The 22,429-nt window shown below is 66.2% G+C and carries 25 protein-coding genes; 14 read left to right on the top strand and 11 right to left on the bottom strand.

Annotated features, from left to right (window positions below; all coding sequences use genetic code 11):
* Nucleotides 1-393: DUF2505 domain-containing protein (locus NP3_RS35250; RefSeq protein ID WP_063046054.1), on the top strand; the 393-nt coding region annotated here is incomplete at its 5' end.
* Here the strand turns inward: NP3_RS35250 and NP3_RS35245 are convergent.
* Nucleotides 365-910, bottom strand: a complete 546-nt coding sequence (locus NP3_RS35245) for a VanZ family protein (RefSeq protein ID WP_063046053.1) — start codon at nt 908-910, stop codon at nt 365-367. The genes NP3_RS35250 and NP3_RS35245 overlap by 29 nt on opposite strands.
* Nucleotides 911-1,030: 120 nt before the next feature.
* On the opposite strand from NP3_RS35245, the gene NP3_RS35240 reads away from it, so the two are divergent.
* Nucleotides 1,031-1,552: a DUF2505 domain-containing protein gene (locus tag NP3_RS35240; RefSeq protein ID WP_063046052.1), complete on the top strand. Its 522-nt coding sequence runs from the start codon at nt 1,031-1,033 to the stop codon at nt 1,550-1,552.
* Nucleotides 1,522-2,322, top strand: a complete 801-nt coding sequence (locus NP3_RS35235) for a class I SAM-dependent methyltransferase (RefSeq protein WP_245721238.1) — start codon at nt 1,522-1,524, stop codon at nt 2,320-2,322. The genes NP3_RS35240 and NP3_RS35235 overlap by 31 nt, the downstream gene beginning before the upstream one ends.
* A gap of 268 nt (nt 2,323-2,590) precedes the next feature.
* On the opposite strand, the gene NP3_RS35230 is transcribed toward NP3_RS35235, so the two are convergent.
* Entirely contained in the window at nt 2,591-4,072 is a 1,482-nt protein-coding gene (locus NP3_RS35230; RefSeq protein WP_063825000.1) for a hypothetical protein, read from the bottom strand.
* 94 nt (nt 4,073-4,166) lie between these two features.
* Nucleotides 4,167-4,775 (bottom strand): type IV toxin-antitoxin system AbiEi family antitoxin domain-containing protein, encoded by a 609-nt coding sequence (locus tag NP3_RS35225; protein ID WP_063046050.1) that lies wholly within the window; start codon nt 4,773-4,775, stop codon nt 4,167-4,169.
* 99 nt (nt 4,776-4,874) lie between these two features.
* On the opposite strand from NP3_RS35225, the gene NP3_RS35220 reads away from it, so the two are divergent.
* The gene (locus NP3_RS35220) at nt 4,875-5,603 is read left to right on the top strand and encodes an LmeA family phospholipid-binding protein (RefSeq protein WP_063046049.1); all 729 of its coding nucleotides are present in this window, start codon (nt 4,875-4,877) and stop codon (nt 5,601-5,603) included.
* Between the two features lie 123 nt (nt 5,604-5,726).
* Here NP3_RS35220 and deoC read toward each other — a convergent pair whose 3' ends face one another.
* The gene (deoC, locus tag NP3_RS35215; RefSeq protein ID WP_063046059.1) at nt 5,727-6,413 is read right to left on the bottom strand and encodes a deoxyribose-phosphate aldolase; all 687 of its coding nucleotides are present in this window, start codon (nt 6,411-6,413) and stop codon (nt 5,727-5,729) included.
* 145 nt (nt 6,414-6,558) lie between these two features.
* Between deoC and NP3_RS35210 the strand changes: the two genes are divergently transcribed.
* Complete coding sequence (locus NP3_RS35210) at nt 6,559-7,119, top strand: GNAT family N-acetyltransferase (RefSeq protein ID WP_063046048.1); 561 nt, start codon at nt 6,559-6,561, stop codon at nt 7,117-7,119.
* A gap of 56 nt (nt 7,120-7,175) precedes the next feature.
* Here NP3_RS35210 and NP3_RS35205 read toward each other — a convergent pair whose 3' ends face one another.
* Complete coding sequence (locus NP3_RS35205; protein WP_063825001.1) at nt 7,176-7,451, bottom strand: hypothetical protein; 276 nt, start codon at nt 7,449-7,451, stop codon at nt 7,176-7,178.
* Nucleotides 7,452-7,544: 93 nt separating this feature from the next.
* On the opposite strand from NP3_RS35205, the gene purU reads away from it, so the two are divergent.
* Nucleotides 7,545-8,435, top strand: a complete 891-nt coding sequence (purU, locus tag NP3_RS35200) for a formyltetrahydrofolate deformylase (protein WP_063046046.1) — start codon at nt 7,545-7,547, stop codon at nt 8,433-8,435.
* A 4-nt stretch (nt 8,436-8,439) separates the two neighbouring features.
* Here the strand turns inward: purU and NP3_RS35195 are convergent, their stop codons facing one another.
* Together NP3_RS35195 and NP3_RS35190 are read right to left on the bottom strand one after the other, a co-directional pair.
* Nucleotides 8,440-9,474, bottom strand: a complete 1,035-nt coding sequence (locus NP3_RS35195; RefSeq protein WP_063046045.1) for an alpha/beta fold hydrolase — start codon at nt 9,472-9,474, stop codon at nt 8,440-8,442.
* A gap of 358 nt (nt 9,475-9,832) precedes the next feature.
* Entirely contained in the window at nt 9,833-11,083 is a 1,251-nt protein-coding gene (locus NP3_RS35190; RefSeq protein ID WP_218024990.1) for a cytochrome P450, read from the bottom strand.
* Nucleotides 11,084-11,217: 134 nt separating this feature from the next.
* Here NP3_RS35190 and NP3_RS35185 point away from each other — a divergent pair, with 134 nt between their 5' ends.
* Nucleotides 11,218-12,834: a GMC oxidoreductase gene (locus NP3_RS35185; protein ID WP_063046057.1), complete on the top strand. Its 1,617-nt coding sequence runs from the start codon at nt 11,218-11,220 to the stop codon at nt 12,832-12,834.
* 3 nt (nt 12,835-12,837) lie between these two features.
* On the opposite strand, the gene NP3_RS35180 is transcribed toward NP3_RS35185, so the two are convergent.
* The 4 genes from NP3_RS35180 to NP3_RS35165 form a co-directional block, all read right to left on the bottom strand.
* Complete coding sequence (locus NP3_RS35180) at nt 12,838-13,134, bottom strand: DUF2516 family protein (protein ID WP_040696344.1); 297 nt, start codon at nt 13,132-13,134, stop codon at nt 12,838-12,840.
* A 72-nt stretch (nt 13,135-13,206) separates the two neighbouring features.
* A complete protein-coding gene (locus NP3_RS35175) occupies nt 13,207-13,860 on the bottom strand; it encodes a hypothetical protein (protein WP_063046044.1) in 654 nt (217 codons plus the stop codon).
* Nucleotides 13,857-14,357, bottom strand: coding sequence for a helix-turn-helix domain-containing protein (locus NP3_RS35170; RefSeq protein WP_063046043.1), 501 nt, complete (start codon nt 14,355-14,357; stop codon nt 13,857-13,859). Before NP3_RS35170 ends, NP3_RS35175 begins: the two co-directional genes overlap by 4 nt.
* 103 nt (nt 14,358-14,460) lie before the next feature.
* A complete protein-coding gene (locus NP3_RS35165) occupies nt 14,461-15,867 on the bottom strand; it encodes a DUF445 domain-containing protein (protein WP_373864804.1) in 1,407 nt (468 codons plus the stop codon).
* Nucleotides 15,868-16,101: 234 nt separating this feature from the next.
* On the opposite strand from NP3_RS35165, the gene NP3_RS35160 reads away from it, so the two are divergent.
* From NP3_RS35160 to NP3_RS35130, 7 genes are all read left to right on the top strand, one after another.
* Nucleotides 16,102-16,782 carry a TetR/AcrR family transcriptional regulator gene (locus NP3_RS35160; protein ID WP_084509417.1) on the top strand — a complete coding sequence of 227 codons (681 nt, stop codon included), beginning with the start codon at nt 16,102-16,104 and terminating at the stop codon, nt 16,780-16,782.
* Nucleotides 16,783-17,046: 264 nt separating this feature from the next.
* The gene (locus tag NP3_RS35155) at nt 17,047-18,486 is read left to right on the top strand and encodes an ABC1 kinase family protein (protein WP_063046042.1); all 1,440 of its coding nucleotides are present in this window, start codon (nt 17,047-17,049) and stop codon (nt 18,484-18,486) included.
* 27 nt (nt 18,487-18,513) lie between these two features.
* Nucleotides 18,514-19,767: a saccharopine dehydrogenase family protein gene (locus NP3_RS35150; protein WP_063046041.1), complete on the top strand. Its 1,254-nt coding sequence runs from the start codon at nt 18,514-18,516 to the stop codon at nt 19,765-19,767.
* 59 nt (nt 19,768-19,826) lie between these two features.
* Nucleotides 19,827-20,459, top strand: coding sequence for a class I SAM-dependent methyltransferase (locus NP3_RS35145; protein WP_063046040.1), 633 nt, complete (start codon nt 19,827-19,829; stop codon nt 20,457-20,459).
* Between the two features lie 89 nt (nt 20,460-20,548).
* Nucleotides 20,549-21,013: a hypothetical protein gene (locus NP3_RS35140; protein ID WP_245721236.1), complete on the top strand. Its 465-nt coding sequence runs from the start codon at nt 20,549-20,551 to the stop codon at nt 21,011-21,013.
* Between the two features lie 3 nt (nt 21,014-21,016).
* Nucleotides 21,017-21,679, top strand: coding sequence for a hypothetical protein (locus NP3_RS35135; protein ID WP_063046038.1), 663 nt, complete (start codon nt 21,017-21,019; stop codon nt 21,677-21,679).
* Nucleotides 21,676-22,371, top strand: a complete 696-nt coding sequence (locus tag NP3_RS35130; protein WP_063046037.1) for an ESX secretion-associated protein EspG — start codon at nt 21,676-21,678, stop codon at nt 22,369-22,371. Before NP3_RS35135 ends, NP3_RS35130 begins: the two co-directional genes overlap by 4 nt.
* Nucleotides 22,372-22,429 lie beyond the last annotated feature (58 nt).

The following is a 22,429-nucleotide window of genomic DNA, read 5'->3' as shown; positions in this document are numbered from 1 at the left end:
ATCGCCGAGGTGGGTGGCGATAATGCCCGGCTGGATTCGGTCACCGTCGACGGCGACCAGGTCAAGGTCGAGATGGTGCAGGTCATCGCCGCCGAGCTGCTGCCTGCCGCGATCACCGCGGTGCGGCCCGGCGACCTGATCATCCCGCGCACCGAGAGCTGGACCGGCGATTCGGCAACCTTCACCGCGCGCGTGGAGGGTGCGCCCGCCGAGGTGCACGGGACCATCGAGCTCACGGCCGACGGCTCCGGTTCGGTGGCCGAGACCAAGGGCACCATCGAGGTGAAGATTCCGCTGTTCGGCGGGAAGATCGAGGCCGCGATCGCGGAGCGGTTGACCGAACTGCTGGCGAACGAGGAAGAGTTCACGAACAACTGGCTCGCCGAGCACTGAGCTTCCTCGGCAGGGCCTCTGGTGCGCCCGGCAGCCACCAGCGATTCGATGCGAGTCCGGCGAGCAAGGCTCCGGTCGCGTTGACGAAGACATCGTCGACAGACGAGTGTCGGCCGATGCCAAGTGCGAACTGCGATACTTCCACGACGCTGGATAGCACAGCGCCGACCAGCAGCAACCGCCATGGGTTGGCGAACCACGCCCAACGCATCGGCAGCAGAAAGCCGAGCGCGGCGAATACCAGCAGATTTCCGCCGAGCTGCTCGACGACTCGATCGTCGCGCAGCTGATCGATCAGATCGCGCAGCGGCACCGCATTCACCGAACGGCCGGCGCCCGCCGGGGTGAGGACCATCCACAACCACGGCGCGGTGCCGGCCACAATGCCGACCTCGCACAGGGCATTGCGCCACGAACCCCGCCGCCGCGCCAGCCACCACGCGACCACAACGGCGAGCGGAAGTGCCGCGATCGTCGCCGCGATCACCCCGCCCCACGCCTCCCACGTCCTGTTCATACTGCGATTCTGTCCGGACGATGTGCGGATTCCGCATGGCGTGGGTGTGGCGATTGTGTGAATCCCCAGACCTACCGCCGAGCGATGCGGCGGCAGCCGGTCCCGGTAACGTAACCCCTCATGGCCCGCCGACTGGACTATTCAGCCCGCTTCCCGCTGCACACCACCAAGGAGCTGTACGCGGCGCTGTCGACCCGGGAGTACTGGGACGACCGGTGCGCGGAGATGTCGAAATTAGCGCCGGGCAGCGAGGTCGTCAGCCTCGATGTCAGCGATTCCGGTATCAGTGTCGTGCTCAACCACATCCTGCCGCGCGACATGCTGCCGGAGATCGCGCAGGCGGTCATGCGCAAGGACATGGTCATCACCCGCAAGGAGAGCTGGGGACCGTTCGACGAGAACGAGTCCGTCGGCAAGTTCTCGGCCTCGATTCCGGCCGGGCCGGGCAGCCTCGGCGGCACCATTCGCCTGTTCCCCACCGATACCGGCTGCACCATGCGGTTTTCCTCCGAGGCCAAGGTGTTCATCCCGATGGTCGGCCCGCGACTCGAACAGCTGATGCTGGTCAACCTGGTCGACCTGTTCCGCGGCGAGGCCGAGCAGACCGTGAAGTGGCTGGAAGAGCAAAACCCGACCCGCTGAGACCGGTCGGCACCATCACCAGGGGCACCACCGGTGTCAACCGATTACGACGCAGCGACCGCTGGCTGATCCACGACGAACTGGTCACCGGTCGACTGCGCAGTGCGGCCGATCCGCTGGTCGTCGATCTCGGCTACGGGGCGAGTCCGTGGACCACGCTGGAGTTGGCGGTCCGGCTGCGCACGGTCCGCGCGGATGCGCGGGTGGTCGGGCTGGAGATCGATCCGGAACGCGTGGTGCCCGGCCGCGACGGCGTGACCTTCGCGCGCGGCGGATTCGAATTGGCCGGGATGCGACCGGTGCTGGTGCGCGCGTTCAATGTGCTGCGGCAGTATCCGGAAACCGCCGTTCCGGATGCGTGGGCCACCATCCTGTCCGGGATGGATCCGGACGGATTACTCGTCGACGGCACCTGCGATGAGCTGGGCAGACGCTGCGCCTGGGTGCTGCTGGATCGATCCGGACCGCGCTCACTCACCCTGGCCTGGGATCCGTTCACGGTCGAGCGTCCATCCGATATCGCCGAGCGCCTGCCGAAGGTGTTGATCCACCGCAACATTCCCGGCGAGCCGATCCACGCGCTTTTGGCGGCCGCTGATCGCGCATGGGCCCGTGCCGCCCCGCTCGCCCCCTTCGGCCCCCGAGTGCGCTGGCGCGCGGCGGCGGAGTACTTGCGCCAGGAGGGTTTCCCGGTGCGCACCTATCGCCGCCGCATGCGCGACTGCGTGCTTTCGGTGCCGTGGTCCACCGTTGCACCCAACCGAACCTGAGTCGCACCGGGTCGATCAGATGGTACTGAGGGCCGAGCTTCTCGGGCTATGCCGCCGTGGCTGCCACCTGATCCTGATCGTGGCGCTCGCCGGACCGTCTGTCCGCGCGAAACGTGCACCCGGAGGGCCTTTCGGCTGTTTCGCGCCGGACGGGCAGCTGCGGCGTGCTGGCGCTGGCGCACTGATCCCGATCCGCTGATCGGCCCAGCTTTCGCGCGCTGCGGGTCCCTGTGCGGGGGGCTGGTATTCCGGCGATCCGTCGTGGGCTTCAGGGGCGGCCGAAAAACGCACGGAAGTGGCCGATGAGGGCGGCGATCGGAAGGATCGAGGTCGGCTCGTAGGGCTGGCGCCAGAGACCGCCGTGGGCCGCGCCTGCCACGAATATGCCCTCGGGGTTGGTTTCGGCCGGTGTTTCGGGTGGGGCGAAGAGGTCGGCGACGAGCTTGGCTGCCAGCAGGGTTCGGGCGGTGTCGGGGTCGAAGACCTCGATGCCGAAGTGGCGGGCGCCGCGGTAGGTGGCGGCGAGGGAGCGCTGGGTGCGGAGGGATTTCGTCCTGGCGGGTGGTGCGACGGCGGATGAGACCGTGCGGCCCGCGGTGTGCGCGAGGACGGTGCGCCAGCGCAGGAGGCGTTGGGCCAGTGCGTGATTCGGGCCTTGGACCGGCAGCAGTGCATCGGCGACGCTCCAGGTCGCGCCGAGGTGGTCCGGATTCGTGGTGCGGTAGTTGGGCCGGTACATGGCCGATGCGGTGAGCACGCGCAACACCCGCGGCCCGGCACCGCGCTCGCGCAGGCGGGCGTGGGCGTCGGCGATGACGTCCTCGGGCACGGCATAGCAGTCGGTCGGCGAACCGAGGTATGCGATGGCCGCGTCATCGCGGTGCTCGAGCAGATCCTCGACGAGGACATCCAGCGCAGCGGCCAGTCGAACCCCTTGCGGTCCGGGACCATTCGCATACAGGCCGAATACCGGGCGGGCGTCGTGGTCGAACTGCGCGCGAATCCAATGCACCAACGCCGGGAACTGCCTGGTTATATCCGCACCGGGTCCGACCGTGACGGGATAGCGCAGTCGTCCCGCTCCCGCCTTCGCGATATCCGAGATCTCGCGCCACCGCTCCGGCCCGGGCAGGTCTATCGCGAGAACGTCGGCACCCCATCGCAGTAGCGGCCGCAGCGGGGCGAGTTCGGCCGCCGCCCCGGTGACGATCACCCGGAAACCGGGCAGCGACAACCACTCCGGATGATCGATCACCCGCTCCACTGCCGCCGCGAACGCGGGCTCGACAATGCCGCGGCGACGCCAGTCGGTGAGCTGCTGCCACAGCGCCTCCTCGGCCAATAGCGCACCGCGGAACGGAATTTCGAGTCGGGGCGCGGGTTTCGCGGTCCCGTCGATCCGGTCGGTCCGGAGTCCGTCGGGTGTGGCTATCGCATCGACGTCGACGCTGTGCAGCGGCGCGATCGTGTGCCCGGTCACGAAACGCAGCAGCTGGCGCGCTGCCCGCAACCCGTCGGTCGCGATCCCCACCGACACCGCGGGCGAGCTCGCGGCCAGGGCGGTCAGGCCGCGGAAGACACCGCGGTAGTCGCAGTGCCAGTCCCGGCAGGTTTCGACCTGTTGTGCCAGGTCGCCGTCATATCTGCGGACCGCGTCGGCAACCACGGCGGTGGCGAACATATCGCCGATGCGCTCAGGCGCTCCGGACGGAAAGACGAGATCCCAACTGCCCTGACCTACCGTCCCCATGGTCAGTCACCCTGCCATGATTGCGCGCCGGGCAAAACCGGAGATCGAATGCATTGATAGCCGAATCGGATCATTCGCGACTTCACCGGGCCGGTCACGCGGCGGTGAGGGCCCGGTGCACGCGAGCCGCCGCACGCGGGGGAAGTCGCACACTCGCGGAACGGATTTCATCGATACCGCAACGGTGGATCGCGACCGCGTCGCCCACCACCTCATCCAATGCGGATTGCCCGATAGCCGCCTCGGCCAGATCGAGCACCGTGCGCACGGGCGTGGTCACCAGAAATCCGCCCGCGGGTTCGAGATCGGCCGGTATCAAAGGGCGGCGCAGCACCACCAGTCGCGGGGTGATCGGCGGCCGTCCCGCACCGACCGACATGTGCAGGAATCGCGGCTGTAGTCGACCGAGTCCGTGCAACTCCGCAGCACTCTGATGCGATACCGCGGCGGCCCCGTCGAACCAGGCCGCCCACATGGCGTATTCGTCGAGCGGGCCGGTGGGCCAATCGGCCAACCGCAGCAGCCCGACTCCGGCCCGCGTCACCGAGCCGTCGCCGAGACCGGCGCGAACGTGGGCCTCACATCCGGCGCGCAGCACCTGCCTGGTAGTAAAGAACCCGGCATGGCGCCCGGCCAATCGCCGCAGCACACGCCACCCGTGCTCGGCGGAATCGAGTGCGCGGCCCGCCGCATCGCCAGCCATGTCGACCAGGCTACGCTCGAACTCTGTGTCGCATGTCACAATCGAACCCCTCACAGCGCCCTCAGAGCGAGCACAGAAACGTGGGGAAGAATCGACCGCATGAGTACGAAGAGCCCATCCACCCTGAAGGTCAACCGGCGCGCCCTGGTGATCGCCCTCGTTGTGGTAGCGATTCTGCTCGCTACCGTGCTGGTCGGCGGGGAGGCATACGCGCGATACCAGGTTTCACGGTGCATCAGCACACAATTCGAGAAGGATATGGGTTCGAAGATCGATGTGAGCTTCGGAGCCAAACCCATGCTGATCACCTGGATCGACGGGAAGGTCGATCAGGTGAAGGTGGACAGCGACGATTCCAAGTTCGGTCCGGCCGTCGGCATGGTGGTGCACGCCAGGTTCAACAATGTCGAGGTCAGCAATAGCGGCAGCGGCAGCACCGTCGGCAGCTCGTCGGCCGATGTCACCTGGGGCAACGACGGCATCCGGGAAACGCTCGGCGGCCTGGTCAGCGGCGTGTCGTCCTCCGCGTCGAGCGGGATGCTGACCCTGGATGTGCTGGGCGGACTCGCGCAGTTGCAGGTGAAGCCCGAGATCAAGGACGGCACCGTGCAGGTCGAGACGAAGTCGGCGGCGCTGCTCGGGATGGGGATTCCGACCGATCTGGTGTCGGGCATCGTCGACGTGTTCACGCAGAGTCTGCAGAGCTACCCGCTGGGCCTGAAGGCCACCGAGGTCAAGGTCACCGATAACGGCGTCGCGGTGAAGCTGGCGGGTGGGCGGACCGAACTGCCCGCCGCGCAGGACAGCAGCGGCAGCGTCAGCTGCTGATCCGGCTCTCAGGTCCGCGCGCGTTGTGCCGGACCTGAGAGTTTCCGGGGCGAAATGGCTATCCAGGTAGGCATTTCCATAGCCAGGTTATCGAATCCACAGCCCTGATTGTCGGGCTCGGGATCAGGCGGGGAATCCCTCCAGCACCGCACGGGATTTCGAAAGTCCGAGACGGGTCGCGCCCGCGGCGATCAGCTCCGCGGCGGCTTCGGAGGTGCGGATACCGCCGCTGGCCTTCACACCGAGACGTCCGCCGACGGTCTCGGCCATGAGCTGGACGGCGTGCACGCTGGCACCACCGGACGGGTGAAATCCTGTGGAGGTCTTCACGAAATCGGCCCCGGCACGTTGGGCGGCGCGGCAGACCTCGACGATCGCGGCATCGGACAGCGCCGCCGATTCGATGATCACCTTGAGCACCGCGCGATCCCCCATTGCCTCGCGCACCGTCACGATGTCGGACAGCACCGCGCCGTAATCGCCTGCGCGCGCGGCTCCGACATCGATCACCATATCGACCTCGGCCGCGCCCTGTTCGACCGCGAGGCGCGCCTCGGCGCCCTTGACGAGCGAATGGTGCTTCCCGGAAGGGAATCCGGCGACCGCCGCGACCACCACGCCGGAGGCTCGAATCGGCAACATAGACGGCGACACGCAGATCGCGTACACGCCGAGTTCGCGTGCCTCCGTGACCAAAGCGTTCACCTCCGCGGCCGTCGCCTCCGGCGCCAGCAGCGTGTGATCGATCATGGCGGCCACTTCGGCCCTGGTCAGCGACGCGGAATTTGCCACAGGGTGAGAGTCTGGCATACCGGTGGCGAATTCCATTGCGCGCCTGGCGACACATCGCGCACACTCGATACTGTCGGTGGAGCTACGGACATCGCTTTGCGACTGCCCAGCCGACTGTTGCGCAGTTGCGGATGGCCCCATTCGTTCAGGAGGAGACGACACCGTGCTGATCCGTCGCGAACGCGCCGACGATGCCGCCGCGATCGCGGCCGTCCACCGCAGCGCCTTCGGACCGCAGTACGCGAATACCGATAACGACCGGGGGACGGCCGAATTCACCGACGACAGCGCGGCGGACCCACCCGAGGTCGACCTCGTCACCCGGCTGCGCAGCGATTCCGGCTGGATCCCCACCCTCTCGATGGTCGCGGTCGAATACGACACCGTCATCGGCCACGTCTGTCTCACCCGCGCGGGCGTCGGCCCGTTCCCGGTGCTCGCCCTCGGCCCGATCGGCGTCCTGGCCGAACATCAGGGCAATGGTGTCGGCGCGGCGATGATGCACGCCGTCCTCGGCGCGGCCGACGCCCTCGACGAACCCCTCGTCGGCCTAGCCGGAAGCATCGACTACTACCCCCAATTCGGCTTCACCCCCGCCGCCCGTCTCGGCATCACGCCGGATGAACCGGCCTGGGTTTCCCACTTCCAAGTGCGGGCGTTGTCGGCGTACGACTCGCAGATCACCGGCGAATTCCGTTACGCGGAGCCGTTTTACGAATCGTAGTCCGGGCTGGTCCAGGAGCCAGGAGCCTGGCGCTCCAGGAATACATTCTCGGCGGGTCAGGGGTGGTGGTGCATGTCGTAGACGTAGGAGCGTTCGTGTTTGCGGGAGACCCAGGCGCCTTCGGGTGGGAGGGGGCCTTGGCCTGGGTCGTCGAAGGGGCGGCTCAGGACTTCGCCGGAATCGGTGCAGATCGACCAGCCGAAGTCCGGGAGGCGGCGGCACCAGAGGTCATGATCGATTCGCTTGTAGGAGGGGTAGCCGTGGGCCCAGCCGTCGCGGGCGAATTCGTACGTCAGCCCATCGAGCTGTCGTACGAACTTCACCCGCGTCACTTTTCCATTGTCGGCTTTCCCGCCACCTTCGCTCAACACCTGCCCGGGGCAGGGTGCCGCAGGTGCACATTGTCGACCTGGGAGGATTAGCGCATGAGTTCCGCTCCACCTGTCCTGGACGACCGACGTTTCGTGCTCACCCTCGGGTGCCCGGACCGTCCCGGCATCATTGCCAGGATCACCTCCTTCATCGCCGAGTTCGGGGGGTCCATCGTGGAGGCGGGCTACCACTCCGACCCGGATATCGGCTGGTTCTTCACCCGTCAGGCGATCAAGGCCGCGACGGTGCCGTTCGGTATCGCGGAACTGCGCGACCGGTTCGCCGGGGTCGCGGCCGACTTCGGCACGGAGACCGAGTGGCAGCTGCTCGACTCCGGTGAGCGTCGCCGGGCCGTACTACTGGTAAGCAAGGACGGCCATTGCCTGCACGACCTGCTCGGACGCGCCGCGAGCGGTGAACTGCCCGCCACCATCGAAGCGGTGATCGGCAATCACCCGGACCTCGCCGGGATGACCGAGGCGCACGGCGTGAAGTTCCACCATGTGCCGTTCCCGAAGGATCCGGCCGAACGCGGCCCGGCCTTCGAGGAGGTGCGCGCCCTGGTCGATGCGCACGATCCGCACGCCGTCGTCCTGGCCCGCTTCATGCAGGTGCTCCCCGCCGAACTGTGCGAGCACTGGGCGGGCAAGGCGATCAATATCCACCACAGCTTCCTGCCGTCGTTCGTCGGCGCTCGGCCCTACCATCAGGCCTTCGCCCGCGGCGTCAAACTGATCGGCGCGACCTGCCACTACGTCACCGCCGAACTCGACGCGGGCCCGATCATCGAACAGGACGTCATCCGTATCGATCACGCCGACGAGGTCCGCGATATGGTCCGCCAGGGTCGCGACATCGAACGAGTGGTGCTGGCGCGGGGGCTGCGCTGGCATCTCGAGGGCCGAGTGCTGGTTCACGGCCGCCGAACCGTGGTCTTCTCCTAGGTGCCTACCCCGCTGCTTTGGCGGGCTGACGTACCGAGTCGAGGACGAACTCCAGTTCCTCGTTGAACCGCTCGTACATCTCGGTATTTCCCAGATGGCCCTGCGGGAGCACCTCGTACTTGACCAGACTGCCTGTCTCCCTGAGCATTTCGGCGATTCGCTCCGCGTGCACCGGCGGCGTCATATCGTCGAACTCGCCCGCCAGGATGGTGGTCGGTACGACGAGGTTGCGTGCCGATTCGCCGAGATCCAGTTCCGCGAGCAGGATTCCGAATTTCGCACGGACGCGGGCGGGGCAGGAGCGGACGACAGCGAGGCTGTAGTCGACCACGTCGCCGGTGGAGCGCAGGCTCATGATCTGCCGGGTGAAGGCCCACTTCACCGGGGCGAGCGGCGGGAAGACGAGCGGGGAGCCGAGGCCTAGGCGGCCTATCTTGTGCGGCAGCTGAATTCGCCGGTTGAGCAATGGGAGTGGTGCATTGAAGAACGGCAGGACAGTCGTCTCGGCGATCAGTCGACCCGGCGCCGTGTTGGTCAACAGCACCGCGCATGCCTGCTTCGCGACGCGGTCCGGATAGCGTCCGGCCCAGGCCTGCAGGGTCATGCCGCCGAGGCTGTGGCCGACCACGACCGCCCGCTCGCCCGGGCGCAGTGTGGCGTCGAGCACCGTGGCCAGATCGTCGGCGAGCAGATCGGTGGTCAGACGGCTGGAGCCGAGTTCGCTCTCGCCATGACCACGCACGTCGTAGACGACTACGCGGTACCGATCGGCGAACTCGTTGATCTGCGCATTCCAGTATTCGATGGCGCAGGTCCAGCCGTGTACCAGCACGATCGTCTGCGCATGGGCCGATCCGTAGACGTGTACACGCAAACGCGCACCATCGCGGGTGACGACCGGAACGACCTCGTGGGGCGCGGTCGGCGGATTCAGCGCCGGGGTCGCATAGGTACGCGACCGCAGATCGGCGCGGTGTGTGTGAAGCAAACCCCGGACCCGACCAGGGACGTCCACCAGTGCAGGCGGCATTGCACGCATCGGACACTCCTTTGTGTAACTCTCCGATACACTAATCGCAAACCGCCGTGCTAGCTAGAGCAAGCAGTACAAAAGTTATCCCAACTTCTCCCCATCTCCGTTTGTGAACGATCCCAAAGCAAGCTCGAACCAGCCAGTCGCCGAAAGGTCGAAACCAGCCGTCAACAGCACAGACCACCGCTGTGAACGCTGCCGAACCGCCGCCGAATCGCGCCTCCGGTCACCTATCGGATCGCACAAAGTCGACCGAAAATCCAGCAACAGGCACGCAGGCCCGTCGCGTCGATGGCGACCAGCGCACGCAGACAGCTAGCCCTCGATACCCACCACGCCATTCCCCAACCGCAGCCGAACCAGCTCAGCCACGCAGCTTGACGGGCATGGAGCGATAGGCGTGCAGATTGCGCAGGGGATGCGGGATCGGCGGACCGTCCAAGGCCAGATCCGGGTACCGCTCGAACAAGGCCCGCAGCGCGATCGAGCCCTCCAATCGAGCCAGCGTGGCGCCCAAGCAGCCGTGTACCCCGCTGCCGAACGCGAGATGATCCGCGGCGTTGGCCCTGGTCACATCGAATCGTTCGGGCTCAGGAAAGACGGCGGGGTCGTAGTTGGCGCCCGCCAGCGACAGCAGGACCAGGGAACCGGATTCGACGCGCTGATCGGCGAGGTCGACCTCGCAGTTCGTGACTCGGCCCGTCATCCGCACCGGACCGTCGTAACGCAAGACTTCCTCGACCGCACGTGGCCACAGCTCCGGCTGCGCCGCCAGCAGTTCCAGCTGGTCCGGATGGCTTGTCAGCAGGGCGATTCCGTTGCCGAGCATATTCACCGTCGTCAAGAATCCGGCGTCCAGCAGTAGCGCCGCATTGGCCATCTGCTCGCGGCGGGAGAGCTCGCCACCTTTCACCAGCATGCTGAGCACGTCGTCCGCCGGTTCGGCGGTGAGCCCGTCGAGGTGTTGATCGAAGTACCGCCGCACCTCGGCCAGGTCTTCTATGGCATGGCGGTAAGTGCTCCAGCTCAGGCCTCGTTCGAGCAGCGGCGCACCGGAATCTCCCCACTTCAGCAAGGTCGAATGCATGTGGGCGGGCAGCCCGAGAATCTCGGCGATGATCGCGACCGGCAACTGTGCGGAAAAGTCGACGATCAGATCCGGCCGCGGCTTCGATTCCAGGCGTTCGAGCAGGTCATCGGTCACTTCGACAACCCGCTCACGCAGTTTGGCGATCGCCTTCGGAGTGAATGCCTGCCCGACCAGGCGACGGTAGCGGGTGTGGTCCGGCGGATCGGTCACCAGCATCGAGGGCGGTTCCGCGAGGTTGGGCAGCCCCGGATCCGTTTTGGTCATCACCCAGCGGATCGGCTTCGGCAGGGCCGGATGGTTGGGCCTGACCACGCTGAAGCGACGGTCTCGCAGGATGAGTCGGCACAGTTCGTAATCCGCGGTCACGCGCAAACCCGAAATCCTGGGTATCCGGCCCCGCTGCCGGATCTCCTCGATGTACGGCGACGAGCCGAGCAGACGATCGGCACCGACCGCGATCTGTCCAAGGGGATCGCCCCGACGCGCCGCCCACAGCAGGTAGAACCGTGGCAGGCCATGCATCATCAGCCACCGGATCCATACGCGTATCAAGATCTCGTCACCTCCCACTCCTCCTTTCCATATGATAGATAGCCGCTATCGGCGCAGCGTCGCTATCGGCGCTGATGGAGCGACCTTCGGATCAGGTGAGAGGCACCATGGACAGGCGCTGTTTCGTCAAGGGCGCTGGCCTGGCGACGATGCTGGGTCTTGCGAGTGGAAGCACGTGTGCGGCGTGGGCCGACGATTACAGTCCGAGCCCGAAATCACCGGTGTACCGCACGCTGGTGCCGGAAATCTTCGCGCCGCTGCCGGATCCGGCGGATCACATGCCCGCCATCGTCATCGGATCAGGGTTCGGGGCGTCGATCACCGCGCTGCGTCTCGCGCAGGCCGGGACCCAGGTCGCGGTGCTCGAGCGAGGGTCGCGCTGGCCGAACGATCCGTGGCGCAATATCTTCGCCAACGACACGGTTCCGGATGGTCGCGGCTTCTGGCATCGCACGACCTTTACCGGCGCGAACAGGCTCACGGTGCAGATCGATCCGTTCGGCGGAGTTCTCGACGTTTCCAGTTACCCGGGCATGGACGTATGGCGCGGTGCGTGTGTGGGCGGTGGCTCGGTGGTGTTCACCGGGGTGATGATCGAGCCGGAACAGCGGTTCTTCGACCACGTCTTCCAGGGCGTGGTCGACTACCGCGAGATGCACGACGTCTACTACCCCAGGGTCCGAAACACGTTGCGGCTGAGCCCGATACCGAACGACATCTACGACTCTTTCGCGTTCACCCACGCACGGGGCTGGGACGAACAGTTCCGCGCGGCTGGCTATACACCGCAGCGCATCGACGGCAGCTGGAATTGGGACGTCATCCGCGACGAGCTGACCGGACGATCGACGCCGTCGGCCACGGTCGGCTGTTCGAACCTCGGCAATTCCAACGGCGCGAAATTCGATCTCAACCAGAACTACCTGCGTTATGCCGAGGACACCGGCCGTGCCCAGATCTATCCCGGCCATCGTGTGGACGCCATCGGCGAGGAGTCGGGGCGCTATACCGTCGCCGTGACCAAACTCGCACCTACCGGCGAGGTGCTCCGCATCCGCACGCTGACCTGCGACAAGCTGTTCCTCGCCGCGGGCTCGGTCGGCACCTCCGAACTGCTGGTGCGCGCGCGGGCGACGGGCGCGCTACCGAATCTGAACGAGCACATCGGCGAAGGCTGGGGCGGCAACGGCGATGTCGCATTGGCGCGGCCCGCCAGCTCGCTCGAGATAGGTACGCAGGGCACGCCGTCCGCGAGCCGAGTTCTGGACGAGACGGAGGCACCCGTATCGCTGGAGAACTGGTTCGTCCCCGGCACCACGCCCTTCGACGTCGGCATTGTCGCGTCGTTGGGCATAGTCCTCGACGACACCCGCGGCCGGTTCGTCTACAACCCGGCCGACGGGAGCGTGAACCTGCAGTGGCCACCCGACGGTGCCGCCGGCTACCTGGCGCACGCGCGGGAAGTCAACAACAAGGCGACCTGCAACTGCCCGTCCAACGCCCAACCAGCCTTGGAGGCGGATGCCTCGTTCACCTCACATCCATTGGGCGGCGCGGTGATCGGACGCGCGACGGACCCGTACGGTCGGGTGCGCGGCTATCGAGGCCTGTACGTGATGGACGGCGCGGCGGTACCCGGCAGCAGCGGAACAGTGAACCCGTCGTTGACGATCAGCGCGCTGGCCGAGCGCAATATCGAAGAGATCATTCGTTCCGGCGAGTAGTCACTACCAGCGCGGCCCGCGCTGGATCTCATCCACCTTCGGCCGCACATCGGCCAGGTACACGCCGGTCGCGATAATCGACACCAGCGCAAGCAGACTCGTGACGCTCAGCGAGAGCAACAGGAACAGCAACGCCGCGCCGAGGATGGCGATCCAGATCGGTTTGGTCAGCTTGTCGACCGCGGTGAAGGCGTCGGGGCGCTGGCGGATGGCGTGGATGAGCGCGAAAATCGTCGCGCCGAGCGCCAAGAGCCGCAGCCCGTACAAGATCCAGCTGGCCAATCCGTGCGCTGTGTCCACCAGCCCATCATAGAAGCAACGACCCCGCACACGTCGGTGTGCGGGGTCGTCAGCGTGGAGAAGGCGAGGGTGTCAGGCCTCCTTCTTGGGGGCCGCCTTCTTGGCCGGAGCCTTCTTGGCGGCGGGCGCCTTCTTGGCCGGGGCCTTCTTCGGGGCGACGCCGTCGGCGACGGGCTCGGTCTCGGTGGTCACCTCGAGGACCTCCGCTTCGACGACCGGCTCGACCTCGGCCTCTTCTGCTTCCTTGGCCGGGCGGCCGATCAGCTCGTTGACCTTGGCGAGCGCATCCTCGGCTCGGCTGGCCGCATCCTTGTACAGCGTCTCGACGCGCTCGATCTGATCCTCGACCAAGTGGTTGGCGCGCAGCCGCTCGACGGTTTCCTCGCCGCGCACGGCCAGATCCGCGTACAGATCGAGGACCTGGGTGTAGTACTTCTCGGCGAGCGCCTTCAGCTCCTCCGGGGTGAACTTCTCGCGCAGCTCGGCGAGGTCCTCCGGCAACTCCGAGGGCAGGCCGGACAGCCGCTCGCGCAGCGTCTCGAACTGGGCCCGGACATCGGCGGGCACGTTGGCGAAGCGCTCGCGGGCCTCTTCCACGCGACCGCTGACATCGGTGGAGGCGGCGCGCTCACGCACCTGGGTGACCGCGTCGACAACCGCGGCGTACACGGCGTCACCGGCACCGACGGTTGCGAACAGTGGCTTGATGTTTGCGTTTTCGGTCATTCTTCGCTCTCCTGGCGTGGCGGAGTTGGTGATGTGCTCGGAACGTCGCTGTCCCACTCGTTCCCCCCTGGTTCGCTTCCTCCGTTTTCCCGGCGAAACGATTCATAGATGTCCAGCAGCACCTGCTTCTGCCGTTCGCTGATCGACGTATCGGCAAGCAGGGCATCCCGGACCGGACTGTGCGGCCGCTGCTCGAGATAGCCAGCCCGGACGTACAACACCTCCGAAGAGACCCGCAGTGCCTTGGCGATCTGCGCGAGTACTTCGGCGGACGGATTACGCAATCCGCGCTCGATCTGACTGAGATACGGATTGCTCACTCCCGCCAGGGTGGCGAGCTGACGCAACGAGACCTGCGCGGCTTCTCGCTGTGCCCTGATGAAACCTCCGATGTCGTGTGCCGCGTTGGCCACACGCGCCGCCTTTTCGCCGACGCCGCTGGATCTCTCCTGCGAATCGTCGGTGTACTCGGCGGAACCTTCGGGCTGGTCTGCCATCACTCACCTTCTGGCGGTTGTACGTTTCCAATTCTAAAGCAGGGTGCTAGCTATTGCAAGCACGCTGTAAGCACCACTCCAGCAAACATTCAGCGCGCTCTGCTCAGCCGCCGAACATCAAATGCGAAATCGTGTAGATCATCAGCCCTGCCAGCGAGCCTACGACCGTGCCATTGATGCGAATGAATTGCAGATCACGCCCAACCTGCAATTCGATCTTCTTGCTAGCTTCCTCGGCATCCCACCTGGCAACCGTGTCGGTGACCAGAGTGGTGATCTCCTCCGCATAGTTTTCCACCAGATACCGCGCGCCGCGATCGATCCAATCGTCGACTTTGGCGCGCATCTCGGCATCGTCGCGCAGCCGCTCCCCGAGTTGCTGGACATTCTCGGCGACCTTGCGCCGCAGCGTGGAGTTCGGATCGTCGGCCGATTCCAGGATCAGCCGCTTGGCCGCGCGCCAGGTCGCCTCGGCCATGCCGGTGATCTCCTCGCGACCCATGATCTGCGCCTTGATCCGCTCGGCCTTTTTGATCATGGCGTCATCGTGCTGGAGATCGTAGGCGAATTCCTCGAGGAACCGATTCGCCGCGAGCCGCACCTCGTGTTCCGGATTCGACCGCACCTTCCAGGTGAACTCGACGAGTTCCCGATAGATCCGTTCTGAAAGCAGAATGTTTACGAATTTCGGAGCCCATTGCGGCGCATCCCGCAAAACGATCCGGTCGATCGTTTCCTGCGAACCGAGCGCCCACTGGTGCGCACGCTCGGCAAGCATGTCGAGCAGCGGCAACTGCCGATTGTCGGCGAGCAGTTCGGCGAGCACCCGGCCGATCGGCGGACCCCACAGCGGCTCGGCGATCCGCTTGACGATGGTGTTGTCGATGACCTGCTCGACATCCTCGTCCCGCAGCACTCCGACCACCGCGCGCAGAATGGTCGAACTCTCCTGGGCCACCCGGCCCGCATGTCCGGGGTCGGCCATCCAGCGCCCCACCCGCCAGGAAACCTGCGCCGAATTCACCTTCGCCGAGACCACGTCCGGGGCAAGGAAATTCGAGCCGACGAAGGCGCCGAGACTGGCGCCGAGCTGATCCTTCTTCTTCCTGATGATCGCGGTGTGCGGGATCGGCAGGCCGAGCGGATGACGGAACAGCGCGGTCACGGCGAACCAGTCGGCGAGTGCGCCGACCATGCCCGCCTCGGACGCGGCCCGCAGGTAACCGACCCAATCATCGCCCGCCCCGCGCGATTCCAGCCAGCGGCAGAACAGATAGACCGCCGTCGCGAACGCCAACAACCCGGTGGCCAGGGCCTTCATCTTGAACAGATCGCGGCGCTTGCCCGCCTCGTCGACGAAGGCCGCGAAACTGGTCGGTGGTGCGGACGTCGACGCATCCAGCACCGCTGTATTGAATTGGCGGCGTTCGCGGGGCCCTTCGTGGTTACGCTCCGCTACCGCCTCCGGGCCCGTCGCTCGCGCCGCCGTGTTGCCGGGAGCTTTCTCCATGACACCCATTCTGCTGTGTGTCGCCGACCGACCTCCGAGCCGATCGCAAGCGACACGCAACCGACGCCGAATGGCCCGATTGTGTGCAACCTGTCGCAACCAACACCCAAACGCGCATGTCGGTCGTTGCCTGGACCTAAGCTGGTGGTCCACGAACCCATACAAACGAGGGAGCTCACGCTGTCCACCGATGACCTTGTCGATGTCGGCGAGCTTGCCGAACGACCGGCGGCGGTGCGCACCGGCCGGACGGACGGACGCAAGCGCCGATGGCGGCAGCACAAGATCGACCGCCGCGAAGAGCTGGTCGATGGCACCCTCGCGGCTATTCGCACGCGCGGCAGCAATGCGGGCATGGACGAGATCGCCGCGGAGATCGGTGTCTCCAAGACCGTGCTCTACCGCTACTTCTCGGATAAGAACGACCTGGTCCACGCGACCATGCAGCGGTTCATCGAGACCACGCTGATGCCGCGGGTGTACGAGGCGATCAGCCTCGACGCGGACGAATACCACCTGGTGCGTTCGGCCCTGGCCGCTTACGTCGGCACGGTCGACGAGGACCCCGAGGTCTACCGGTTCATCATGGGCAACGGCTCGACCGATCAGTCCTCGCTCGCCGAATTCGAGAAGCTCTTCGCCGACGTCGTCACCACGGTCATCATCGATCGCGGCGCCGAGCACGGCTTCCGGACCGAGGGCGCGCTGCTGTGGTCGTATGTGCTCGTCGGCGGCATCCAGTTGGCAACGCACTGGTGGACCACGGATAAGGCGATGTCGCGCGAAGAAGTCATCGACTACCTGACCATGATGGCCTGGAGCGCCATCGAGGGCATGGCGCGCGCGGGCGGCTCCCGGGCGATCTTCAACGCCCAGCCGCACATCCTGCCGGACCCGCCGCAGACAGGCGCCTGAGCGCTAGCTCGTGATCGCCAACTGATCAATCGCTCGACTTCGCGCGCTAACAGGCCGCTAGCTGGGGCGCTAGCTGAAATAGTGACGGCGGTCTCGACATTGCCGCGAGTTTGGCTACTCTGAAGCCGAGCGGTACGCGGGTGTCCCACGTCACCGCCCCGCGCACTCCCGCCGATGGCGGTCTGCGCGGGTCGCTACGTGGTTACGCAAGCTGCCGCCTGCGCGCCCGTCGCTCCGACCGCTGGCACCAATGGAGGTACCTCGATGGCGAAGCAAGTGCCGACTTCTCGGCTTGCTCGTGGCACCAAGCTGGGAGCGGTGGCAGCCAGTTCGGTTATCCGAACCCAGCGCACACGCCTATCCATGCGGGGCCGGTCGGCGGCCGTGCGCGCGAAGATGGCCGAGGAGTCCATGATCCGCACCACCGAGCAGGTGGTCACGGTCCTCGGGACCATGAAGGGCGTGGCCATGAAGCTCGGCCAGATGATGTCGGTGCTCGATCTCGATCTGGTGCCCGAGAGCCATCGCGAACGCTTCCAGAAACGACTCGCCGTGCTGCGCAATGCCGCGCCCACGGTGTCGTTCGAGTCGATGCGGCAGGTGATCGAGGAGGACTTCGGGCAGCCGCTGGACGCGGTATTCGCCGAATTCCAGCCCGAGCCGATCGCCGCGGCCTCGATCGGGCAGGTGTATCTGGGGCGGCTGAACGACGGACGTCAGGTCGCGGTGAAGGTGCAGTACCCGGGTATCGATGCGGCGGTGCGCGCGGATCTCAAGAATCTGGCCATGTTCCGGCGGGTACTGCAATCGGCGATGCCGTGGGTGACGCCCGCCGTACTCGACGAGCTGCGGCTGAATATGGAGAGCGAACTCGACTATCACGCCGAGGCCGATACCCAGCTCCAGATCGCCGATCTCTACGCCGGACATCCGTTCATCATGGTGCCGCGCTCACTGCCCGAACTCAGTACGACGCGGGTGCTGGTCAGTGAATATGTGGCGGGCAAGGGATTCGAGGAGATCCGGCAGTTGCCCGCGGCCGAGCGCAATCGGATCGGCGAGATCATCTATCGCTTCTATGTCGGTTCGCTGTTCAGCTTCAACGAATTCTGTGGTGACCCGCATCCGGGAAATGTGTTGCTGGCCAACGACGGCCGGATCGGCTTCCTCGATTTCGGTCTGTTCAACCGGATGGATCCCGAACATGTGCGGTTCGAGACGATCTGCCTGCGCGCAGCGGCCGAGGATCGGGCAGAAGACCTGCGGCAGTTGATGATCGAGCGCGGCGTCATCGACTCGCCCGATGAGATCGGCGCCGAGGAATGCCTGGAATACGTGCTCGCGGCCTCGGAATGGTGTCTGCTCGACGAGGAGCTGACCATTACCCCGGAACTGGCCAGCGGTGCGTTTCTGCTCGCGGTGGATCCGCGAGCCAGTGAATTCACCGGGATGAAGCAACAGAATCTGCCGCCTGAGCACCTGTTCTCGCGGCGTGCCGACTTCCTCACCTTCGGCATGCTCGGTCAGCTCGAATGCACCGCGAACTGGCACAAGATTTCCCGCGAATGGCTCTACGACGAGGCGCCGGTCACCGATTTGGGTAAGGCGCATCGGGAGTGGTTGATCGAGCGCAAACCGACGCCGACCAAGAAGCCGCGGGCACGGGCGAAGAAACCGACCACGCGCGGTTCCGGTACCAAGTAATTCACCACAGCAGCTATCGAACGGAAGATCATGGCAGACAACCGAGAATTCGACCTAGTGCTGTTCGGCGCAACGGGTTTCGTCGGCAAGCTCACCGCGGAATATCTGCTCGGCACGGCGCCCGCCGAGGCGCGCATCGCACTGGCGGGACGCTCGCTCGACAAATTGACAACGGTCCGTGACGAACTCGGCCCGGCCGCCGCGAATTGGGGTCTGGTAGTTGCCGATTCGACCGACCAGGCCGCACTCGACGCACTCGCGGCGCGGACCACGGTTGTGGTGACCACCGTCGGCCCGTACCTGCGCTATGGCATCCCGCTGGTGGCCGCGTGCGCGAAGGCCGGGACCCACTACGCCGACCTCACCGGTGAGCCGCTGTTCATCCGGGACGCGATCGACCGGTACGACGAGCAGGCGGTGCAGACCGGCGCGAAGATCGTGAATTCCTGTGGCTACGACTCGATTCCGTCGGATCTGAGTGTGTACCAGCTGTACAAGCGCACCGTCGCGGACAATACCGGCGAGCTCGAGGACACCACCCTGATCGCGTCGCTGAAGGGCGGGGTCAGCGGTGGCACCATCGACTCGGGCCGGGCCATGATGGAGGCCATCGCGGCCGATCCGGCCAAGGGTTCGGTGATGAGCCACCCCTATTCGCTCAGCCCGGACAAGTCGATGGAACCGAATGTCGGCCGTCAGACCGATCAGGCGCTGCAGCGCGCGAGCAGCATCGACCCCAGCCTGGACGGGTGGGTCGGCACGTTCGTCATGGCCGCGCACAACACCAAGATCGTGCGCCGCACCAATGGCCTGCTCGGTTGGGTCTACGGCAAGAACTTCCGCTACCGCGAGGTGATGAACGCGGGCAAATCGGCCGCGGCGCCGCTGGTGGCCGCCGGTATGGCGGGCGGCATCGTGGCGACGATGGCGGCCGGTGCGGTGCTGTCGCGAGTCGCGGTGGGACGCAAGCTGCTCGACCGGATCGTGCCCAAGCCGGGCACCGGACCGAGCGAACAGGCGCGCACCAGTGGCTGGTTCAGCATGAAGACCTACGCGCGCACCTCCTCGGGCGCGAAATACGTGGCGACCTTCTCCGGCACCGGTGATCCCGGCTACCAGGCCACCGCCGTCATGCTCGGACAGGCCGGACTGTGCCTGGCATTCGACGGCGCGAAGCAGCCCGGATTGGCTGGCATTCTCACCCCTGCGGCCGCGATGGGCGACGCGCTCACCGACCGGTTGCGCGCCGCAGGCATGACTATCGAGGTCGAGCGCACGTAGTCGGGGACAAACCGAGGAGCTCGGATGAAATCGCCGTCTGCGGACCCGAGGGCGGTGCGGTGAACCTCGCTCGACGCACCATGAACGCCCCCGCTCTCGCCGCGATCTACGAAAAGGCCTGGCGGCCTGCGTTGTTCTATCTGGCCAGCGGCCGCAGCACAGCCGCCGACCGTCGCGACGCCGTCACCACGCTGCGTCTCGACGGGTCCAAGAAGGTGCTCGATATCGCTTGCGGTCCAGGCAACTTCACTCGCTATCTGAGCAATGCTCTCGACGGGGACGGCTTCGCCATCGGTCTGGACTACTCCGAGCCGATGCTGGCCCGAGCCGTCACCGATAATGCGGGTCCGCGCGTCGGCTACCTCCGTGGCGACGCGCGCACCCTGCCCTTCGCGGACGGCACCTTCGACGCCGTCTGCTGCTTCGGCGCGCTCTATCTGATCCCCGATCCGATCGCGGCGACCCGCGAAATGATCCGCGTCCTCGCCCCCGGCGGCCGCATCGCCATCACCACCAGTCACCGCGCCGACAACCCGTTCGGCCGCGCGAGCCGGGTCGTCGGCGGCTGGAGTGGACTGCGCGTCTTCGACGACGAGACCTTCCCGAAGCTCTTCGCCGAAGCGGGACTGATCGATATAGGTCAACAGGTCCACCGCCTCCTGCAATACATCAGCGCCACCCGCCCGCTCTAGGGATCCACTTTGTCGTGCGCCACATCACACGGGTGCGACGCTGAGGGACGAGCACAAGCGGGTTACACCGGTCGGTACCGAACGGTAAAGTGCCCGCAAGCGGTGGGCGGACCGAACGTGAGGGGGCGACCCAGATGGCGGTACCGGATACCGGTCAGCGGATGGCCAGGCAGTTGTATGCCGCCGCCACCGGAACCAGCGGCGGGGAACCCTTCGAATTGGCCGAGGATGTCGCCGAAAACCTCGCCGCCGCATGCGACAAGCTCGTCGAGGATCTGCAAAAGGCAACGGCCACCGGACATCTCGTCACCGAGGTATCCGGTTTTCCCGACCTGCCGACGGGCCACGGACTGGCAAAAGGCTTCGGCGACAAGGGCACTCAATTCCTCGACACCGTCACCGCATTCCAGGAAACGGCCCTGCTGTACAAGGCCGCCTATCTGGCCGCGGGAAAGCGTTTCGAGGATGCCGAGGCCGCGAATCGTGCCGCCCTGCAATTGATCACCGATTACCTGGAGTCGCCGCGCGGCGAACAGACCGACGGAAACCACTGACCCATGGCCGATTCCGTCACCAGGGCAGCCGCCGACGCCATCCGGGTCCAGCAGCGCGCCGTCGCCGCCTCCGCCGGATCGGCGAGCGGCGGAACCGATCCCCCGTACGCACCCGAGCGCGAACTGTTCGGCGCCTATACGCACCAGGAGATCTGGGATCTGGTGCACGAGGTCATCGATCCGGCGGCTCTCGGCCGGGTCGCCGATGCCTGGCGCGCCGATGCCACCGTGGTCGCCGAGGCATTCCAGGCCTTCTCCGATGCCACCAATCGCGAATTCGCGCACTGGTCGGGTCGTTCCGCCGATGCCGCGCTCCGCGCCACCCGCGATTTCGTCCGCGCCGGTACCGAGGCGCATGATGTCTGCCGCGCGGTACAGCGCCTGATGGAGCTCAATTCCGATGCGGCACAGGCCATCCGAGCGGCGATTCCGCCGCCGCCGCAGTATCGTGCTCTGGAAGATCCGGCCGCCGAAACGATCCACGGCGGACAACGCAGGATGGACCACGACATGGCCGCTGCTACGGCGCAGGCCGATGTCCAGGACACGATGACCTATGTCTACACCCCGATCATGCCCGCATCCGGCGACCGTGTCCCCCGATTCACCCCGCCGCCCGACGGCCCACAGATCGCGCGGCCGAATGCCAGCGGGGGCGCACGGTGAAATGGGTATTCACCCCGGACGAATTCACGCATGTCTGGGAGAACGAAACGAACCTGGACCGCCGCCCCTACCCGGTCAACCTGGCACCCGCCGCCACGGTCCGCACCGAATCCGAATACACCGCACTGCGACTACCCCAGCGCTTCGCCCGCCAGGCCGATGCCGATCTGGCGGCCGCGCTCATGCTGTGCGCCCGCTCCGATGCCACCACCATCACCGTTTCCGGTGAGTCGGGCGCCAAGCGGATCCTCGTTTTCGCCGCGGTGGTGCACAACCACGCGGGCATTCTGATCGCCGATATCGACAAGGTGACGGTGCGCATGTGCCACGTCCGCAGCCTCGGCAAACATCTGGTCGAGATCATCGGATCGGCCGAGCCGGGCAAGCTGGCGCCCATGCGGGAGCCGCAGGACGCGGTCCTGAACTCCGACGAAGGCGACAGCGCGACCAACGGCCATCGCCGCGCCGCCCGGTTCCGCCAGATCCTGCGAAAACCGGTGGACGGTCGCGGCTTCATCACCGTGACCGTGGAACCGGAAAACCCGATGTCGCCGCCCACCCGGCACCGCAGCTGGCTCGATTTCACCGGTGACGGACGCTACCTGCTCACCACCTCACACGAGCTGACCCTGACTCCGGTAACCGACGAGGATTTCGCCGACCAATTGCTTCGCCTAGCCCAGATCCGCTGACCCGGAGCCGAGCAGTTGACAATCGGCACGTCCCGGCAATCCGCAACCACCACGGAGC

This window comes from Nocardia pseudovaccinii NBRC 100343 (genome assembly GCF_001613225.1).
Classification (GTDB): Bacteria; Actinomycetota; Actinomycetes; order Mycobacteriales; family Mycobacteriaceae; genus Nocardia; species Nocardia pseudovaccinii.
This window is presented reverse-complemented; position numbering and strand designations above follow the sequence as displayed.

What these genes read in the sequence shown, in the direction of transcription:
- NP3_RS35245 (WP_063046053.1), bottom strand. Translation starts at nt 910, where the DNA reads ATGAACAGGACGTGGGAGGCGTGGGGCGGGGTGATCGCGGCGACGATC.
- NP3_RS35240 (WP_063046052.1), top strand. Translation starts at nt 1,031, where the DNA reads ATGGCCCGCCGACTGGACTATTCAGCCCGCTTCCCGCTGCACACCACC.
- NP3_RS35230 (WP_063825000.1), bottom strand. Translation starts at nt 4,072, where the DNA reads ATGGGGACGGTAGGTCAGGGCAGTTGGGATCTCGTCTTTCCGTCCGGA.
- NP3_RS35225 (WP_063046050.1), bottom strand. Translation starts at nt 4,775, where the DNA reads ATGGCTGGCGATGCGGCGGGCCGCGCACTCGATTCCGCCGAGCACGGG.
- NP3_RS35220 (WP_063046049.1), top strand. Translation starts at nt 4,875, where the DNA reads ATGAGTACGAAGAGCCCATCCACCCTGAAGGTCAACCGGCGCGCCCTG.
- deoC (WP_063046059.1), bottom strand. Translation starts at nt 6,413, where the DNA reads ATGCCAGACTCTCACCCTGTGGCAAATTCCGCGTCGCTGACCAGGGCC.
- purU (WP_063046046.1), top strand. Translation starts at nt 7,545, where the DNA reads ATGAGTTCCGCTCCACCTGTCCTGGACGACCGACGTTTCGTGCTCACC.
- NP3_RS35195 (WP_063046045.1), bottom strand. Translation starts at nt 9,474, where the DNA reads ATGCGTGCAATGCCGCCTGCACTGGTGGACGTCCCTGGTCGGGTCCGG.
- NP3_RS35190 (WP_218024990.1), bottom strand. Translation starts at nt 11,083, where the DNA reads ATGATGCATGGCCTGCCACGGTTCTACCTGCTGTGGGCGGCGCGTCGG.
- NP3_RS35185 (WP_063046057.1), top strand. Translation starts at nt 11,218, where the DNA reads ATGGACAGGCGCTGTTTCGTCAAGGGCGCTGGCCTGGCGACGATGCTG.
- NP3_RS35175 (WP_063046044.1), bottom strand. Translation starts at nt 13,860, where the DNA reads ATGACCGAAAACGCAAACATCAAGCCACTGTTCGCAACCGTCGGTGCC.
- NP3_RS35170 (WP_063046043.1), bottom strand. Translation starts at nt 14,357, where the DNA reads ATGGCAGACCAGCCCGAAGGTTCCGCCGAGTACACCGACGATTCGCAG.
- NP3_RS35165 (WP_373864804.1), bottom strand. Translation starts at nt 15,867, where the DNA reads ATGGAGAAAGCTCCCGGCAACACGGCGGCGCGAGCGACGGGCCCGGAG.
- NP3_RS35155 (WP_063046042.1), top strand. Translation starts at nt 17,047, where the DNA reads ATGGCGAAGCAAGTGCCGACTTCTCGGCTTGCTCGTGGCACCAAGCTG.
- NP3_RS35135 (WP_063046038.1), top strand. Translation starts at nt 21,017, where the DNA reads ATGGCCGATTCCGTCACCAGGGCAGCCGCCGACGCCATCCGGGTCCAG.